Below are 16,811 nucleotides of genomic sequence, written 5' to 3' on the forward strand. Positions count from 1 at the left end.
GGGGACGCGCATGGCAAAGGATAATAAAACAGAAAAGGCCACCCCGCAGAAGCGTAAAAAATCGCGTGAAGAAGGGAATATCGCCCGGAGTAAAGATTTAAATAATTTATTTTCCATTCTTGTATTAGCAGTTGTCGTTTACTTTTTCGGAGATTGGCTCGGTTATGAGATCGCGAATTCCGTAGCGGTACTGTTTGATCAAATTGGAAAAAATACAGATTCGACCGAGTATTTTTATTTAATGGGCATATTACTTCTGAAAGTATCGGCTCCTATATTAATACTTGTATATGCTTTTCATTTGTTCAATTATATGATTCAAGTTGGTTTCTTATTTTCTTCTAAAGTACTTAAGCCGAAAGCATCACGTATTAATCCGAAAAACTATTTTACGAGATTGTTTAGTCGTAAAAGTTTAGTAGATATTTTGAAATCACTGTTTTATATGGGATTAATCGGTTACGTTTCGTACGTTCTCTTTAAAAAGAATTTAGAGAAGATTGTTAGTATGATTGGATTTAACTGGACAGCGTCACTTACTGAAATTATTAGCCAAATTAAATTTATCTTTTTAGCCATTTTAATTATTTTAATCATTCTTTCTATTATTGATTTCATTTATCAAAAATGGGAGTACGAACAAGATATTAAGATGAAAAAAGAAGAAGTGAAACAAGAGCATAAAGATAATGAAGGGGACCCGCAAGTAAAGGGGAAACGAAAAAACTTTATGCATGCTATCTTGCAAGGGACAATTGCGAAGAAGATGGATGGTGCAACGTTTATTGTGAACAACCCGACGCACATTTCGGTTGTGCTTCGTTACAATAAACAAGTTGATGCAGCGCCTATTGTCGTTGCAAAAGGGGAAGATGAGCTCGCATTATATATACGAACGCTTGCCCGTGAACAAGAAATACCAATGGTGGAAAACCGTCCGCTTGCTCGTTCTTTATATTATCAAGTTGAGGAAGACGAGACGATTCCAGAAGATTTATACGTAGCTGTAATTGAAGTTATGCGCTATTTAATTCAAACGAACGAACTTGAAGTATAATAGCGCGTTTGGAGGGGATCTCTTTGTTTAAGATGGATTCTGCAAGAACCTATTTTTCTATCTTTTTAGCAGCGTCATTCGTTGTGGCGCTCTTAATTCCACTTCCACCATTTATACTTGATATCGTTATCGTTTTTCTACTAAGTATGTCAGTGCTTATTTATATGCGAGCTACAAGTATTAACGAGTGGGATGAATTAAAGTCATTTCCGACGATGTTGTTATTAATCGGGATTTTCCGCGTATCGATTAACGTTTCGACGACGCGAGCGATTTTAACAGACGGAAATGCGGGTCATGTTATTGAAGAGTTCGGCCAGTTCGTAATTGGCGGGAACTTATTAATTGGTATCGTTATTTTTATAGTTTTAATCATATTCCAGTTTATTGTTGCAAACGGTGCGTCTCGTACTGCTGAAGTTGCAGCTCGTTTTACACTTGATTCTTTACCAGGGAAACAAATGTCTATCGATGCTGACTTGAATCAGCGTCTTATTACAGAAAAAGATGCACAGGCAAAACGAAAAAAATTAAATATGGAAACAGAGTTTTACGGAGCGATGGATGGTGCTGGAAAGTTCATTAAAGGGGACGTTATTTTCGGGATTGTCATTTTATTTGTAAACATTATTTTCGGTTTAATTGTTGGTATGATGCAGCAAGGAATGAGCTTTGCAGATGCGGCTATTCACTATACACAGTTAACTGTCGGTGACGGAATCGTAAACCAAATCGGTTCGTTAATGCTTGCGATTTCAACAGGGATTATCGTAACGCGAGTATTTGACGGTTCATCTGATACAGTAACTGAAGGAATCTTTAAAGAGTTATTAGCGCATGAAGTTGTTGTATATGCGCTTGGTGGTTTATTTATCGCAATGGGTGTTTTTACACCGTTACCATTTCTACCATTTGCTCTCGTTGGAGGCACGATTGTTTTCTTAGGAGTTCGTAATAAAAAGCGAATAAAGAAAGAAAAAGAAGACGAGCTTCAAAAAGAATTAGAGATGATTCAAGGCGATGAAGAGCAACTGCAACAAGTGGAAGATTCATTCGGAGTCTTTACGGATAAATATCCAATTATTGTAGAGCTCGGATTAGATTTAGCGGCACTTGTAAAGCAGAAGATTAACGGGGAAACAGCTCGAGATAAAGTTGTTCTTATGAGGAAGTCAATTATTACCGACCTTGGTATTAACGTTCCTGGAATTAACTTTAAAGATAATACGAGCTTTAGACCACGTGGACGTTACATTATTCGTATTAAAGGTGCAAAGGCGGCTGAAGGTGTTTTAAAATCAGGTTATTTATTAGCACTGAAAACACCGAACGTAATGGCTGATTTAGATGCAGAACCAGCGAAAGATCCAATTTTCGGCGAAGATGGATATTGGATTTTGGAGCATATGGTACAAGATGCACAAATGAAAGGCTATCAAGTGTTAGAGCCGCTCAGCATATTAATTACGCATTTAGATGTTGTCGTTAGACGTAACCTTCATGAGTTAATTCAGCGTCAACATGTGAAAGACTTGATTAACTCGCTTGAAACTGATAATGGCGTTTTATTAGAAGAAATTAAGAAGAAAGAAATCGATTTATCACTTGTTCAAAATGTTATTAAACAACTGCTGAAAGAAGGAATTTCAATTCGTGATTTACCAACGATTATTGAAGGTATTATTGACGGGAAAGAAATTTATCAAAACCATGTGGATGGTGTCACTGCATTTGTACGTGAATGTATTTCAAAAGTTATTTGTGAGAGTGCGAAAAATCCTGACGGGAAAATTTATGCAGCGCTTTTCGCTGATTCAATCGAGTTAGATGCGGATGTTGTTAATAATTCATATCAAGGTTATTTATTAAACTGGGATTTAGATTTAGAAACGCGAGTAGTAGAGCAAGTAGAGCGCGTTTTCAAACAAGCTCGTTTAATGGGAAGAGAGCCAGTATTATTAACGCGCAGAAAAGATTTCAGGTTTGCGATTGTGAGACTTCTTGAACGTTATCAAATAGAAGCTAAAGTATTATGTATTAGTGAACTAGCACCAGAAATTGTTGTAGATCAAATTGCTTATATTGAATAGTAGGGGGTGAAGTAATGGAAAGTACAGAAAAAAAAGAAGCGTTAATGCGAATAAAAGCAGCTTCGAAAAATGAATTGTATCGAAAGTTATTTGACCAATATGGTACAGATTATTACTACGTTGTCGATGAAAGTGTAAAACGAAACATCCCGTTTTTTTGGAAGAAGAATTATGAAATGTTAGTCGCTTTTCCTGAAGATAAACAGGAAGAAAGTAACGAAGGCATAGCTCAGTTTCATGACCAATTAATGGATGTTATAAATGAACCTTCAAAAGAAATTGTGAAGGCAAATGGAATTCAATCGGTACTGCACAATTTAGAAAACGTAACGACTTCTATGCCGTACGCAGCGATGCAAACAGGAAATAGTGAAGAATGGGCAAGAAAAAAAGAGAAACTATTACAACTGTTTGAAAAAGGGATTGTCGTTGTGAAACGTGCGGAGGCGACGAAAGTAACGAAAAAACAGCCTGCTGTGAAACAAGCTATTCCTGTCAAGAAAGAAGAGGTAGTTGTTAAAAAAGAAAAGCAGGAATCTGTGCCATTTATTATTCAAAAAGTAATTCGGATGTTAGAACAAAGCGATGTGGAACAATATTTCATTCATGCATATGCTGAAAAATTAAAAGTGAAGTTTGAGAATGCAACGATGATTACAGAAGAGGAAGTCATCGGATACATATTGGAAGATATGAGATCTCATTTCAATACTGAAAACGTATTTGAAAAAGAAGTACAAACGATTGCATTAATCGGTCCAACTGGCGTTGGAAAAACGACGACACTTGCGAAAATGGCATGGCAGTTTCACGCTAAGAACAAAACAGTTGGTTTTATTACGACGGACCACTCTCGCATTGGAACAGTGCAGCAATTACAAGATTACGTAAAAACAATTGGGTCAGAAGTAATCGCTGTGCGAGATGAAGCAGCAATGACAAGGGCGCTCACTTATTTTAAAGAAGAAGCGTGCGTCGATTATATATTAATAGATACAGCCGGGAAGAATTATCGCACGTCAGAAACGGTTGAAGAAATGATTGAAACGATGGGACAAGTAGAGCCAGATTATATTTGTTTAACGTTATCAGCTTCTATGAAAAGTAAAGACATGATTGAAATCATTACGAACTTTAAAGATATTCATATTGATGGTATCGTGTTTACGAAATTTGATGAAACAGCGAGCAGTGGTGAATTGTTGAAAATTCCAGCTGTATCATCAGCTCCAATTGTATTAATGACAGATGGACAAGACGTGAAGCAACATATACATATCGCTACAGCTGAACATTTAGCAAAACAAATGTTACGAACATCGTAAGAAAAGAGGTGAAGAATAAGGCACTTGCCTTATTCAAACAAGTATGAACGGTCTTTATATAGGTTCTATGGGTATGATGAATTACATGCAACGTTTAAATGTACACTCTAATAACGTCGCAAATGCCCAAACGACAGGATTTAAAGCAGAAAACATGACTTCTAAAGTATTTGATGTGCAAGACACATATCGCCGCGGAGACGGATCGGCGACAAATATCGGTTCGGTCGATTACGCTGTCGTACCAGCTGCGACGCATGTGAACTTAGTACAAGGAAATGTACAAATGACAAATAGTGCTACAGATTTCTTTTTAGACGACGGTGCGGCTGGCACATCATCATTTTTCGTTACATCTAAAAATGATGAAACGTTGTTAACGAGAGATGGAAACTTTACAGTAAATAGTGATCGTTATTTACAAACATCTGCAGGTGCTTATGTTATGGATGTAAATAATGAACGTATTCGTATTCCTGAAAATGTTGATTTCTTCGTATCTAATAATGGAGAAATTTATAGAGAAATTAATGAGGGTACTGAATTTAAACCAGATATTAAGAGGATAGTAATTGCACAGTTGCAAACAAAAACAGTAGATGCAGAAACGAATGCTCGTCTCGTGCAACGTGAAAACAAAAGCTTTACACTAGCAGAAGGTAACATCGCTGATTTACCGAATGGAACAGGGATTGTGAAAAATCATATGCTAGAAAATTCAAATGTTGATATGACGAAAGAGATGGCAGATTTAATGACGAATCAAAAAATGATTCAAGCATCGCAGCGCATCATGACTTCGTTTGATAAAATTTATGAAAAAGAAGCGAATGAAATATTGAGATAAAGGACTTCCCATTAGTGGGAGTCTTTTTTTAATCCCGTAAAAGCCCGATTGGTGAAGGCTAATAATCAGAGGGGGGCCCCCCTCTGATTAAAGTTTCATTTTATTGTTGCTTTTATTATAGTTACATCATAAAATGATAATGATTATCAATATCATTTTATCTTTAATAAGAATAGAAGCTGCGATGGTCGTATCACTTGTTTAACTAGGTGAATTAAAAACTAAGGGGAAGGTGTGTACATATGTCTACAAAAAAACAGCTTTGCATTGGGTTATGTTTGATTTCTAGAAAGAAAGAAGAAGAGAATAAGTTTGATTCAGGAATCGGTGAACAAGTAGAGTTAGCACAACTGGCAGAGAAGGCTAAGTTAGATTTTGTTTTTAAAGCGGATTATTTAGTGGCACATCCAGATTTAATTGCACGTAATAAGGGGAATGTAATTTTAGATCCAACATTACTTTTTACTGCTATTGCGTATGCGACAGAAAAAATTGGAGTCGTTACGACCGCTTCAACCTCATTTTATCCACCATATATACTAGCGAGGCAACTACAATCTTTAAATTGGATTAGTAACGGTCGAGTAGGGTGGAACATTGTCACATCAATTGATGGTGCTGAAAACTTTGGTGAGGCAGGGATGCCACCATCTGAGGAACGATACGCGAAAGCGGCAGAATGTACAGAGTTAGTCAGAAAACTTTGGAGGAGTCATCCTTATGAAGTTTTGAAAGAAGACAACGCAGATGTAATTAGAGAGATGGTACAGCCAATTGAGCATCGTGGTGAGCATTTTGAGGTGAAAGGTCCACTTAATGTTCCGCAACATATTTCTGGGGAAATGCCTTTATTTCAAGCTGGTGCTTCAGAGTCTGGCCGGAATTTCGCTGCTTCTGTTGCGGATGCAATTTTCGCCGCGATGCCAGATGTAGAGTCAGGAATCGAACTTCGTCAAGATTTAAGAAGAAGAGCAGAAAAGCATGGCCGAAAGCAAGATGATATACGTGTATTGCCTGGTTTATATGTCTTTATTGGTGATTCATATGAAGAAGCACTAGAAATGCACAGGCAAGCTCATCAACACCTTACAAAAGAGAAGAGGTACGCTTTACTCGAAATGGTTCTCGGGTTAGACGTTAGAGGGCTTCCATTAGAAAGTAAGGTTACTGAACATATGCTACCAAGTAGGAATCAAACTGTACGTAGTAAAACACATGCCGAATTATTACGAAATTTCATCATTAAAAATGAACCAACTGTTGAGCAAATATTAGAACGACCAGAAGTTGTTGGTTCTGCTCATTGGGTCGCTATTGGCACACCACAAGACATTTTTAAACAAATTATGGAAAGATTTGAAGCAGGAGCACTAGATGGATTCATTGCAATTCCAGGTGGACCTCCTAAATCATTGGATTTATTCTTTAGTGAAGTGATTCCTTTATTCGTGAGAGCAGGTGTATTTAGAGAAGAGTATACAGGTTCAACTTTACGTGAGTATTTGGAGGATAATATATCAAATTCTTTGCAGTTAAAATAATAGGAACATTAAGTACAAAAAGCCTTTTAAAAGGAGGCTTTTTTATTTGTGTTTTAAAATTCAGAATCATCAGTTGACTATGAGGAACTTCTTTTCTATATTAGTAGTTATAACAATAACTACTATCAGAAAATGGAATTAGAGCTATATAGATTGTGATGGATGAAATAATAAAGGAATTGGGTTTTCCCAGTATGAATGTAAAGCTTATATAGGTGTATTAAAACATTACCTAGCAACTGGTTATGAAGTAAGTAAACAAACAGGCGTACCTCGTTCCATGATTTACGAGGTGCTCGGCAAGTTGATGGATAAAGGCGCAGTGCATTTGTTTCCTTCTGAACCAGTGAAATATGTACCTGTAGCAGCAACTGAGCTAATGGATCGAATGCGAAAAGCTTTTGAAAGATCCTTTGAATTGTTAGATCAAAATTAAATTATTTAGAACAGGAGCGACAAATGGATGTAAGTATAGATTTAGTTCATGTCGTAATAGGAAAACGTAGTATGGAAGAAATGGAGGGAGAGAAAGGTGAATAAAGCTCAAGCACATATGACATTACAGAGCGATGATACATTTCAACAAGGTGTAAAGGATTGTTTACCAACTGTATTTGGATATTTGAGCATTGGTATAGCGGCTGGTGTAATTGCGAAAACAGCTGGTTTCTCCATCATTGAAATTGCTTTTATGTCCACTTTAATTTACGCAGGTTCTGCTCAATTTATATTAGCAGGTATGTATGCTGCCGGTGCTCCTGCTTCGGCAATCATTTTTACCGTATTTTTTGTTAATCTACGGCACCTTTTAATGAGCGCTGCGCTTGCGCCCTACTTCACGAAAATTCCTCTATTTAAAAACTTAATAATCGGTTCGCAAATTACAGATGAAACTTTCGGCGTTGCAGTGCAGCAAGCAGCACAAAAAGGTTATTTAGGTGAAAAGTGGATGCTAGGATTAAACGTAACAGCATATTTAAATTGGATTATCGCTACAATTATTGGTGGACTCTTTGGTGAATGGATACCAGATCCTCATACGTACGGGATGGATTATGCCTTACCAGCAATGTTTATTGGATTATTTGTTCTCCAGCTTATAAGTAGTAAACCGAAACTAGCAATTCATCTTACGGTTGCGATTGTAGCTATTGTTATTGCATACGTTTCACACTTGTTTATGCCAGATAGCATAGCAGTTATTATCGCAACGCTGTTAGCTGCGACGATTGGAGTGGTGATTGAGAAATGGAAATGAGATTAGACGTATTATTACTTTTACTAGCAGCAGGAGCAGTTACACTTGTGCCTCGTATATTACCTCTTCTCGTATTTAGCAAACTGCAAATTCCAGATTGGGGCTTAAAATGGTTAAATTACATACCGATTGCGATATTAGCAGCACTTTTAGCGCAAGTATTATTTATGCATGAGACAGTGCAGTGGGATTATATCATAGCGGCAATTCCAACATTTTTCGTAGCGATATATACTCGTAGTTTATTAGGAACAGTATTAACTGGAGTCATTGTAATTATTTTGTTACGTTTATTTTTCTAAAAAGGATTCAGCTCATATAATAGCGAAAGGTGTAATAACATGAAATATATAGGGGTGGTGTTATGATACTTTTAACGATAGGCGCTATTTTATTAACGGTATTCATTTTCTTTGTTATCGTTTTTATTACGTTTATGATGGTTGTTGATAAGGCGACACCTCAAATTTATTACACACCTTGTGAATCAGTGACAGTGAAATCTAAAGATAAAAATAGAAGGAAGAAAAGTTGAGTGTTGGCTTTTCTTCCTTCTGTTTTTATATTCCCGAAAGAACTAACAACAATAATCCAAATAGAAAACTAATAAAGTGAAACTTTAATCAGTGGGGGGGTTGTTCATCCCCCACTGATTATTAGTTGAACCAATCGGGCGTTTACGGGCAGTTAATCTCTCACCTAACTTCTTTGCTTCAGCCGAATTTTGAGGTGGGAGTCTTACTGCCCGTTAATGCGGGATAAAAGAAAGAAAACCGATAGAGATGGAAAAAATACGATTGTTCTTCCATTCGCGTGCGAAAACGATAAAGCCTAAAACGCAAAGGAAAAACCAAATAGGTAGAAACATAAATCGACTAACTTTCTCAGGTAGTAATGAATAAAAATTTGTTAAATATAATATCCAATTCGCAAAAAATAGAGCACATACGATGAACGATTGTAAGTAGGGTCGTGTTAAAAAAGTTCCTTTTTTAATTGTCATAAAAATGAGAGCTAATGCTGAAATGAAGGGAATTATTATGAATATGAGCAATAGTAACATTAGTGGCATATGAAACGCCTTTACAAAATTTCTCTCTGAAACTTATATTCTTTCTCAACAAGGCAGATACGCAGGTGGAAGTTTTCATACCATTGCTCACGGCCTCTTTTTTTCGCTTCTTTATGTAAGGTGTTCTTTTTCCAATTTTCAATTGCTTCAAGTGACTCCCAATAAGAAATTGTAATTCCGAGTCCAGAATTATCACGTGCGCTTTCGATACCTAAAAATCCAGGTTGCTGTTTCGCAAGGTCATCCATTTTTTCGGCAACGTTACTATAATCTATTGTATCATTTGATAGGTTAGAAGTGAATATAACTGCATAATAGGGCTTGTTTTTTTCTAAATCATATTTCATTATTTTTCCCCCTTAATGTATAGTGCGAATAATTAATTCATAGTTTGTATTTTAGCAGGTTAAAAAAAGAAAAGAAGTAGAAGATTCTTATTTTTTTAGGTGTTGTAAAACAGAGGATAGAAGGGATTTATATTAAGTAATCTAAAGTAAGAAAAATGCCACTTCAAAAAAAAGAAGTGGCATTTTTTATATTTCCTCTAAGCTATTAACTGGAACTGTTAATTCGCGTCCTGGATTTTTCACTTCATATATGCGGGCGGTTTCGTTGCTTTCGTCGACGTGTTGAATCGTAACAGGCATGCCTTGAAAATTGACATTAGCAAGTTCTGATGACACAGAAAGCTCTTTTGCGCGTTGTATATTCATTTATATTCCTCCCATCATTATTATCTTTGCTAAAAAAGAGGAATAATATACCATTTCGAGACATTCTTAAAGTTTTTGTATTATTTGTAATGTTTCTTTAATAAATGAAGAGAAGGTGGAATCAGGATAGGACTGTATGATTTCATGTGCTTCTGTTATTTCCTCCAGAGCCCTTTTTTTATCGTTAAGTTTTACATAACAAAGGGCACGATATGCACCAGCTGTTGTAAGCCACGCTTGATCAAGTGGATGGTTCATATAATCCGGCATGATACCACGTTGCAATGTTTGTAAAGCCTCCTCATAACGTTTTAAGCCGTATAAAGCTTTTCCTTTTTCAAGATAATACAATCCATCGTCTTGAAAAATTGGTTCATCTTTAAGTTTTTCTCGAAATTGTTCTAGGTGTTCTAATGCAATTGTATATTCATTAGTAATTGTGTTGTAGTAGTAAGCTTTTAAAAGATCAATAATAGCAATGGATAAAGTATCTTCTGTAAAAATGGCGAATTGCTCCGATTTTTTTATGTAATATAAATATTTTTCTTTATCAGCTGTAATGACTTTTTGGTAAGATAAAATACGGTAAAATTCGTCTGTTTTATAATACACTTGATGTTTTTTTGAAAATGCGAGTGCTTCTAATATGTTTTTTTCACATGTTTCATAATCGCCACATGCTAGTAAAATGATGGCTTCATATAAACATAACTCGATATGTATAATGAGATCCATTTCTAAATGTTTCTCTTCGTAGTCATTTCGGATACTAGCTATAAGTTGTAAACATTCAGCGTACTTTTTACGTGTGAATATCGTAAAGGATAATTTTAATTTTGTTTCCGTACTGTCGCGGTATAACGTATATTTTTCAAAAATAGAAGTAGCCTTTTCAACGTAATATTCAATGTTATAATCTTTCATAATCGCCGCAGCTGTTACAAATTGTTTATATAAACGAGCGGTATTTAAAGTAGAAGGTAGTTCTTTTTGAACGATAGGTAGTAAAGTCTCGTATACTTCATCACATTTATTTGCCTTTATTAGTTGTTCCATTTGTTGAATGAGTTCTACAATTTCTACATCATCTTCTTCTAGTAAAAAACTCGTTTCGCATCCAAGTTTTTCAGCGATGTATTGTAATGTTTTCATGGAAGGTGTAGCTTTTCCATTTTCAATTTGACTTAGCATACTTTTTGTCAGTTCTGAACCTGCTAGCTCAGTTTGAGTAAGCTTTTTTTCTTTTCGTAACGTTTTAATTTTTTCGCCTAGAGTAGCCATCATATGCTCCTTTATAATTAAAAAGTTAAATACAATTAAACTTTTTTGTTGTAAAAATTGGAAAGTTGATTATATAATAAGTTTAACACAATTTAACTTTTAAGGGGAGAGTGTCATAATGGGGGATCTAAGTATAGGTCAAAATGATTCAAAAATGAAGATTGCAACGAGAAATATTATGCTAATGATGATTGGGAAAATGACATCTTTATTAGGTGCAGGTATTTATACGTTTGCAATGGGATTATACGTATTAAAGACAACGGGTTCAGGAATGGGATTTGCAACTACGCTAATTTGCGGATCAATACCAAGAATGATCTGTGGACCAATTGCAGGTGCTGTAGCTGACCGTGTGAACCGAAGATGGCTTGTCATTGGTACTGATTTATTAAGTAGCTTAACGATGCTTATTATGTTTATTCTGGCTACTATGTTTGGACCATCACTTCTGTTTATTTATGTTTCAGCAGCATTATTATCAATTTGTGCAAGTTTTTATTCTGTTGCAGTAACTTCGTCTATTCCTAATTTAGTAGATGAGGAGCGTATTCAAAAAGCGAGTGCTTTGAACCAGACGGCAGCATCTTTATCAAATATTTTAGCGCCAATTATTGGCGGAGTTGTATTTGGTTTCTTTTCGATTAAATCGTTTTTCCTGCTAAATAGCATTACATTCTTTTTAGCGGTTATTGTGCAATTATTTATCGTATTTGATTTATATAAAAAAGAAATGGCTGAAAGTAAAGAGCATTTTTTGACGAGTATAAAAGAAGGTTTTTCATATGTAAAACGACAGCATGAAATATATGGTTTAATGAAAATTGCAGTAGGGGTAAACTTTTTTGCGAGTGCACTTTTCGTTTCACTTCCGTATATTATTGTTCAAAATTTGCATTTATCCTCGAAGCAACTCGGTGTTGTAGAGGGAATGTTAGCAGTCGGGATGCTAATTGGTGCAATTGTTTTATCAGTACGTAAAGAAGTGAATAACCCGTTTCGCTCTGTTTATATTGGGCTGTTTTTATTTGCGGGCTTGAGTTTATTTACAGTCTTTCCATTGTTAGTTACCATTCCGAAAGTAGTAAGTTTTATTTACTATATCGCTTTTATGATTTTAACTGGTATATCAATGATGGTTGTAAATATACCGATGCAAGTACATATGCAAAAGACGACAGATCCAAACTATTTAGGACGTGTATTCGGTTTACTTGAAACAATTTCTACCGCAATCGCACCGCTCGGTATGATTGTATATGGATTATTATTAGATATGTTGCCGACTAGCATTGTTATGATGACATTAGGCGGAGGATTATTGTTAGTTGTATTAGTGGGAGTAAGAAAGCATGTGGCAAACAAGCAAGTGGATGTGTCGGCCTGAAAAATAAGAAAGTAATAAAAAATTGACTGGAAACAATAAAAATGACCATATTAGTATTTTAGTTTTTGAAACTCTTTTTCATGTATGTTACAGTAAAGTGAGCAGGCAAAGAAAAGGAGAAAACATCATGAAAAAATTAAGTTTTGTAATGCTTTTTCTGTTAGTCGTAATGACTGGATGTAGTAATTATGACACGTATATTGAAACAGGTATGCAATCATTGAAAAATGAAAAATATAGTGATGCGATTATGTGGTTTGAAAAAGCGGAAAAAGAAAAATCAGGAAATGAAGCGAAGGCATATAAAGAAGTCGCTCAGTTACTAGATCACGGTGCGACAGCATTAAAAGACGGTAAGTATTCAGAAACGAAAGATATTGCAAATGAAGTATTACAAAAGAAAAAAGATGATGCACTTGAAAAAGCTGTAACATCAAATGCAGAGAATATGCTTCAAAAAGCAAAAGATGTGGAAGAGAAAGTAAATGAAAGGGTGGCAAAGCGGAGAAAGATAGAAGAAGAGGGAATCGATAAATTAATTAAAGCTGTCGATAGTATAGACGATGTAAAAGAAAAAGAGAAGAAAGTCTCAGAAACATTAGATAAGGCCGAAGAGGCGCAAGCAAAAATTGAGGAAAAGAAAAATAAATAGAGATATAGTTTAAAAGGCTGTCGTTATAAACGACAGCCTTTTAAACTATATCTGCTGATACGAACATATCATTATTTTGAAGGTTTTTAGAGCGTAAACTATAAGCAACTACCTTCTTTTTATGTTGTTTGATAACATCAACATGCTCTTCATGACTATAAATATAAAATGTAAAATCCTTTTTACCACGTTTTGCATTGATAATTAAAGGAGTTCCCTCATTTTGTGGTGGTGCATAATAACGATCTAAAAATAAACCTTCATTAAAATCAGTAATAATTTGAGATTTCTTATCGCCTTCTAAGCTATTTCCATTGATCGTTACAGTAACATTCTCTTCATCAAGTTGCGGATGTGTTTCATATCGGCTAATAATTGATTCAATAACGGAGTTTGGAAGACTAGAAACGATAATTTTAAATGCCCCAAATACAACTAACAGTACAATAAACCAAGTCGTCATATTGTATCATCCCCTTTACACTATTAAATAATATAACCCATATGGTAATAGTACATATGGTGAAGTTTTGTATATTTTGTGAAAAATTTTCCTTTTTCGAACGTTTTTTAACAAATGGAGATGTTTAAAGAATATAAGGTGATATTTGGTAGGATAAAAATATAAAGTTTTTTTATTTATTTGTTAGAAAAATCAATTTTGTTACAAAAAGTTGAAATCGAAGTATTTTAAAAGAAAAAGGTTTATAATAAAAACATAACTAATTACAAGGAAGTGTAACTATGAGTACTGTAGCTATCGTGTATGGTATTATTCTTTCCACAATTATTATTTTATTTTTCGTTGGGGTTTCACGTTATATTCATAAATGGAAAGAAGGCGTTGCGAAATTAAATCACATTGAAGAAGAACTCAGTGATTTAATGTTACATCATGGTAAGTAAAAAGTTTATTTTTTAACTAAACAATGTGAAGAATATCACAAAACATGCTCTCTTTATGAAAGCATGTTTTTTTATTATGTGCTGAATAGGCACATATCATCTATTTTTCCCATACGATACATTGTTAAGTACAGAATGTTAGGAGCGGGAAAGAGGGATAAAATGAGTAATTCAGGTTATGTTACAGATAATAAAAATTTAAAGAAAAGCTCAGGAACTCCAAATCTTTTCTTTGATTCAAGAAAAAATGTCTTTTTTAAAAGAGACGAGAAAAATGTTGCGTATGAAGTAACATCAACACAGTTACCGGCGATGATTGGGGGAGCATTTGTTGATTTGTTTATGACGAAGGGGCATATGCGAGAACCACATTGGCATCCAAATGCTTGGGAATTAGATGTTGTTGTCTCAGGGGAAGCCGTTACTTCTATATTAAATCCTGAAACGAATCAATTGCAAAATTATCATTTAAAAGCGGGGCAAACTGTCTTTATTCCAATGGGATGGTGGCATTGGATCACAGCCATAACAGAAGAAGTACAATTACATTTATTCTTCAATAACGATCAGTTTGAAACAGCCGAAGGATCGGATATATTAAGGTTGACGCCGCCAGAAGTATTTCAAGCTGCTTACGGTGTAAGTGCAGAGAAATTAGCGAAAGACCTTTCGCCAATTAAAGAGTCGGTTGTAATTGGACCGCCCACAGTAACCCGCTCTAAAGGCGATATACAGGCTGACGATTCAAATATAGTAGTTACGTTAAATGGACAAATAACTTCATGTGAAATAGAATAACTCTTTCTATTATTAGGAAGAGTTATTCTATTTTGTATAAAATTGTAATTTAGTTCGGTATAATTAATATATAGTAGGCAATTTGTTAGAGGAGGCACATTGTGAATATATTAAAGATGATAGGGATAATTGTGGGAGTTATTATAGTAGTTGTTATAGCTTTCTTTGCAGTTATGAAATATTATTTGTCAAAAGAAGATCCTGATTACGTATTAAACTACATAAAAGAACATAAAGGTGATGAAACATGTTCATTACTTATTAGAAAAAACGGTGAAGTAGTAACATCTGTAAATGAAAATAAAAAATTACCATTAGCGAGTATGGCTAAAATCGTAATAGCAGTTGAATTTGCTAAACAAGTGTCAGAAGGAAAAATCCGCCGCGATGAACAAATTTCATTGAAAGAACTAGAAAAATACTACGTTAAAGATACTGATGGTGGAGCGCATCCTGCATGGTTAGAAGATGCCAAAGCTAGAGAGTTAGTGAAAAATGAACAAATCACTTTAGAAGGAGTTGCCAAAGGGATGATTCATTATAGTTCTAATGCAAATACAACATATTTATTAGAGAAACTTGGGATAGATAGAGTAAATGAAAGTATAAAAGAATTAGAGCTTACTAGTCATGATAAGTTCTCTTCTTATACTGCTTCACTATATATGAGAGGATATGTAGAAAAAGAGCTTCATGTACAAGAGGATCAATCGTTAGAAATGATACGTAACATGTCTAATGATGAGTATAATAAACATGTGTTACAAATACATGAATGGATGAAAGATGAAAGCGAATGGAAGAAACGTGATATACCATTAAAAGTAGATATGGAATTCCAGCGTATTTGGTCAGATCGATTAGTGAGTGCAAATGCTAAAGATTATATGAGTTTAATGGAGAAGATAAATAGTAGGGAATATTCCCCAAAGTCAATGCAAGATGAAATTGATAATGTTTTTAAAGGAACAGTTGAAAATAATAAGTTGGAATATGCTGGGCAAAAAGGTGGTTCTACCGCATTCGTATTGACAAAAAGTTTGTATACTACAGATAAAAAGGGAAATAAGGTTGAGGTTGTAATAATGTTTAATGATATAGATAATCAAATTACGCACCAAAAGCTTAGAAATAATATAGATTACTTCATTCGAGATGTTATAACAGATGAAGAATTCATAATAAAATTATAATGAAATAATTTTATTATGTAAACAAAGGGCGCTTATTAGAAAGCGTCCTTTTCTTTTCATGATACAGGATTTCCTATTTACTCCATTGAATATAGATTGAAACTAAGAAAGGAAGAGGAACAAATGACTACAATATATTTCGTTCGCCACGCTCACTCTACATATACAAAGGAAGAAAGGGAACGTTCCTTATCTGAGAAGGGTTGGTTAGATGCACAAAACATAACAAGCTTGTTAAAAGATGAGAAGATTGATGTTGTTATTTCTAGTCCATACGAAAGAGCGATTCAGACCGTTGAAGGAATTGCGAATGCAAATAAACTATCAATACAATTGGAAGAAGATTTACGGGAAAGGTTATTAAGTAAAGAACCAGTACAGGATTTTAATGATGCTATTCAGAAGGTGTGGGAAGACTGGACTTTTGCATACGAAGGCGGGGAATCAAATGATGTAGCGCAAAGGCGTGCTGTATTATGTATGCAAAATATATTGGGAAAATATAAAGGGAAGAATATTGTAATAGGCACTCATGGGAATATTATGGTTTTACTTATGAATTATTTTGATTCGAAATATGATTTTCAGTTTTGGAAAACACTTCACATGCCCGATGTGTACAAATTAACTTTTAATAGTAATCGTTTCATTTCTGCTGAGAGAATAGGTCATCGGATAAACATTTTGTAAA

At 34.7% G+C, this 16,811-nt stretch carries 19 protein-coding genes and 2 pseudogenes; 16 read left to right on the forward strand and 5 right to left on the reverse strand.

The genetic code is table 11. The features are described from left to right. Window positions 1-10 precede the first annotated feature (10 nt). From flhB to NSQ47_RS03355, 9 genes and pseudogenes are all read left to right on the forward strand, one after another. Window positions 11-1,057: a flagellar type III secretion system protein FlhB gene (flhB, locus tag NSQ47_RS03315; protein WP_078180560.1), complete on the forward strand. Its 1,047-nt coding sequence runs from the start codon at window positions 11-13 to the stop codon at window positions 1,055-1,057. A gap of 23 nt (window positions 1,058-1,080) precedes the next feature. Beyond that, on the forward strand, window positions 1,081-3,147 hold the full coding sequence (gene flhA / locus NSQ47_RS03320) for a flagellar biosynthesis protein FlhA (protein ID WP_341036093.1): 2,067 nt from the start codon (window positions 1,081-1,083) through the stop codon (window positions 3,145-3,147). Window positions 3,148-3,161: 14 nt separating this feature from the next. After that, window positions 3,162-4,472: a flagellar biosynthesis protein FlhF gene (flhF, locus tag NSQ47_RS03325; protein ID WP_341036095.1), complete on the forward strand. Its 1,311-nt coding sequence runs from the start codon at window positions 3,162-3,164 to the stop codon at window positions 4,470-4,472. A gap of 43 nt (window positions 4,473-4,515) precedes the next feature. After that, window positions 4,516-5,319 carry a flagellar basal-body rod protein FlgG gene (locus tag NSQ47_RS03330; RefSeq protein WP_341036096.1) on the forward strand — a complete coding sequence of 268 codons (804 nt, stop codon included), beginning with the start codon at window positions 4,516-4,518 and terminating at the stop codon, window positions 5,317-5,319. A 242-nt stretch (window positions 5,320-5,561) separates the two neighbouring features. Then, window positions 5,562-6,860 carry an NtaA/DmoA family FMN-dependent monooxygenase gene (locus NSQ47_RS03335; protein WP_341036097.1) on the forward strand — a complete coding sequence of 433 codons (1,299 nt, stop codon included), beginning with the start codon at window positions 5,562-5,564 and terminating at the stop codon, window positions 6,858-6,860. Window positions 6,861-7,038: 178 nt separating this feature from the next. Continuing rightward, window positions 7,039-7,379, forward strand: a pseudogene (locus tag NSQ47_RS03340) (TrmB family transcriptional regulator); the annotation flags it as partial. A gap of 34 nt (window positions 7,380-7,413) precedes the next feature. Continuing rightward, the gene (locus NSQ47_RS03345) at window positions 7,414-8,118 is read left to right on the forward strand and encodes an AzlC family ABC transporter permease (RefSeq protein ID WP_206771738.1); all 705 of its coding nucleotides are present in this window, start codon (window positions 7,414-7,416) and stop codon (window positions 8,116-8,118) included. Then, on the forward strand, window positions 8,109-8,420 hold the full coding sequence (locus NSQ47_RS03350; RefSeq protein ID WP_070141625.1) for an AzlD domain-containing protein: 312 nt from the start codon (window positions 8,109-8,111) through the stop codon (window positions 8,418-8,420). The genes NSQ47_RS03345 and NSQ47_RS03350 overlap by 10 nt, the downstream gene beginning before the upstream one ends. A gap of 62 nt (window positions 8,421-8,482) precedes the next feature. Continuing rightward, a complete protein-coding gene (locus NSQ47_RS03355) occupies window positions 8,483-8,653 on the forward strand; it encodes a DUF3951 domain-containing protein (RefSeq protein ID WP_341036098.1) in 171 nt (56 codons plus the stop codon). A gap of 213 nt (window positions 8,654-8,866) precedes the next feature. Here NSQ47_RS03355 and NSQ47_RS03360 read toward each other — a convergent pair whose 3' ends face one another. The 4 genes from NSQ47_RS03360 to NSQ47_RS03375 all read right to left on the reverse strand — a co-directional run bounded on the left by NSQ47_RS03360 (window position 8,867) and on the right by NSQ47_RS03375 (window position 11,184). Next, window positions 8,867-9,190, reverse strand: a complete 324-nt coding sequence (locus tag NSQ47_RS03360; protein ID WP_341036099.1) for a hypothetical protein — start codon at window positions 9,188-9,190, stop codon at window positions 8,867-8,869. An 11-nt stretch (window positions 9,191-9,201) separates the two neighbouring features. Next, the gene (locus NSQ47_RS03365; protein WP_341036101.1) at window positions 9,202-9,537 is read right to left on the reverse strand and encodes an antibiotic biosynthesis monooxygenase family protein; all 336 of its coding nucleotides are present in this window, start codon (window positions 9,535-9,537) and stop codon (window positions 9,202-9,204) included. Window positions 9,538-9,723: 186 nt separating this feature from the next. After that, window positions 9,724-9,903, reverse strand: a complete 180-nt coding sequence (locus tag NSQ47_RS03370) for an H-type small acid-soluble spore protein (protein ID WP_002158456.1) — start codon at window positions 9,901-9,903, stop codon at window positions 9,724-9,726. Window positions 9,904-9,969: 66 nt separating this feature from the next. Next, entirely contained in the window at window positions 9,970-11,184 is a 1,215-nt protein-coding gene (locus NSQ47_RS03375; protein WP_341036103.1) for a helix-turn-helix transcriptional regulator, read from the reverse strand. Between the two features lie 118 nt (window positions 11,185-11,302). Between NSQ47_RS03375 and NSQ47_RS03380 the strand changes: the two genes are divergently transcribed. Both NSQ47_RS03380 and NSQ47_RS03385 read left to right on the forward strand, forming a co-directional pair. Beyond that, window positions 11,303-12,571 (forward strand): MFS transporter, encoded by a 1,269-nt coding sequence (locus tag NSQ47_RS03380; protein WP_341036104.1) that lies wholly within the window; start codon window positions 11,303-11,305, stop codon window positions 12,569-12,571. A 127-nt stretch (window positions 12,572-12,698) separates the two neighbouring features. Next, complete coding sequence (locus NSQ47_RS03385; RefSeq protein WP_002158453.1) at window positions 12,699-13,223, forward strand: DUF4398 domain-containing protein; 525 nt, start codon at window positions 12,699-12,701, stop codon at window positions 13,221-13,223. Window positions 13,224-13,263: 40 nt separating this feature from the next. Here the strand turns inward: NSQ47_RS03385 and NSQ47_RS03390 are convergent, their stop codons facing one another. Then, entirely contained in the window at window positions 13,264-13,686 is a 423-nt protein-coding gene (locus NSQ47_RS03390) for a YfmQ family protein (RefSeq protein WP_002158452.1), read from the reverse strand. A 41-nt stretch (window positions 13,687-13,727) separates the two neighbouring features. Here NSQ47_RS03390 and NSQ47_RS28160 point away from each other — a divergent pair. The 5 genes and pseudogenes from NSQ47_RS28160 to NSQ47_RS03410 all read left to right on the forward strand — a co-directional run bounded on the left by NSQ47_RS28160 (window position 13,728) and on the right by NSQ47_RS03410 (window position 16,810). Then, window positions 13,728-13,917: pseudogene (locus NSQ47_RS28160) on the forward strand (hypothetical protein). Window positions 13,918-13,967: 50 nt separating this feature from the next. Further along, on the forward strand, window positions 13,968-14,129 hold the full coding sequence (locus NSQ47_RS03395) for a hypothetical protein (RefSeq protein WP_002158451.1): 162 nt from the start codon (window positions 13,968-13,970) through the stop codon (window positions 14,127-14,129). Window positions 14,130-14,291: 162 nt separating this feature from the next. Further along, window positions 14,292-14,927: a cupin domain-containing protein gene (locus tag NSQ47_RS03400; RefSeq protein WP_002158449.1), complete on the forward strand. Its 636-nt coding sequence runs from the start codon at window positions 14,292-14,294 to the stop codon at window positions 14,925-14,927. Between the two features lie 101 nt (window positions 14,928-15,028). Further along, entirely contained in the window at window positions 15,029-16,120 is a 1,092-nt protein-coding gene (locus tag NSQ47_RS03405) for a serine hydrolase (RefSeq protein ID WP_341036106.1), read from the forward strand. A 123-nt stretch (window positions 16,121-16,243) separates the two neighbouring features. Continuing rightward, window positions 16,244-16,810, forward strand: a complete 567-nt coding sequence (locus NSQ47_RS03410) for a histidine phosphatase family protein (protein WP_002158447.1) — start codon at window positions 16,244-16,246, stop codon at window positions 16,808-16,810. Window position 16,811: the final 1 nt, after the last annotated feature.

The organism is Bacillus sp. FSL R10-2780, from assembly GCF_038006125.1.
Lineage (GTDB): Bacteria > Bacillota > Bacilli > Bacillales > Bacillaceae_G > Bacillus_A > Bacillus_A cereus_U.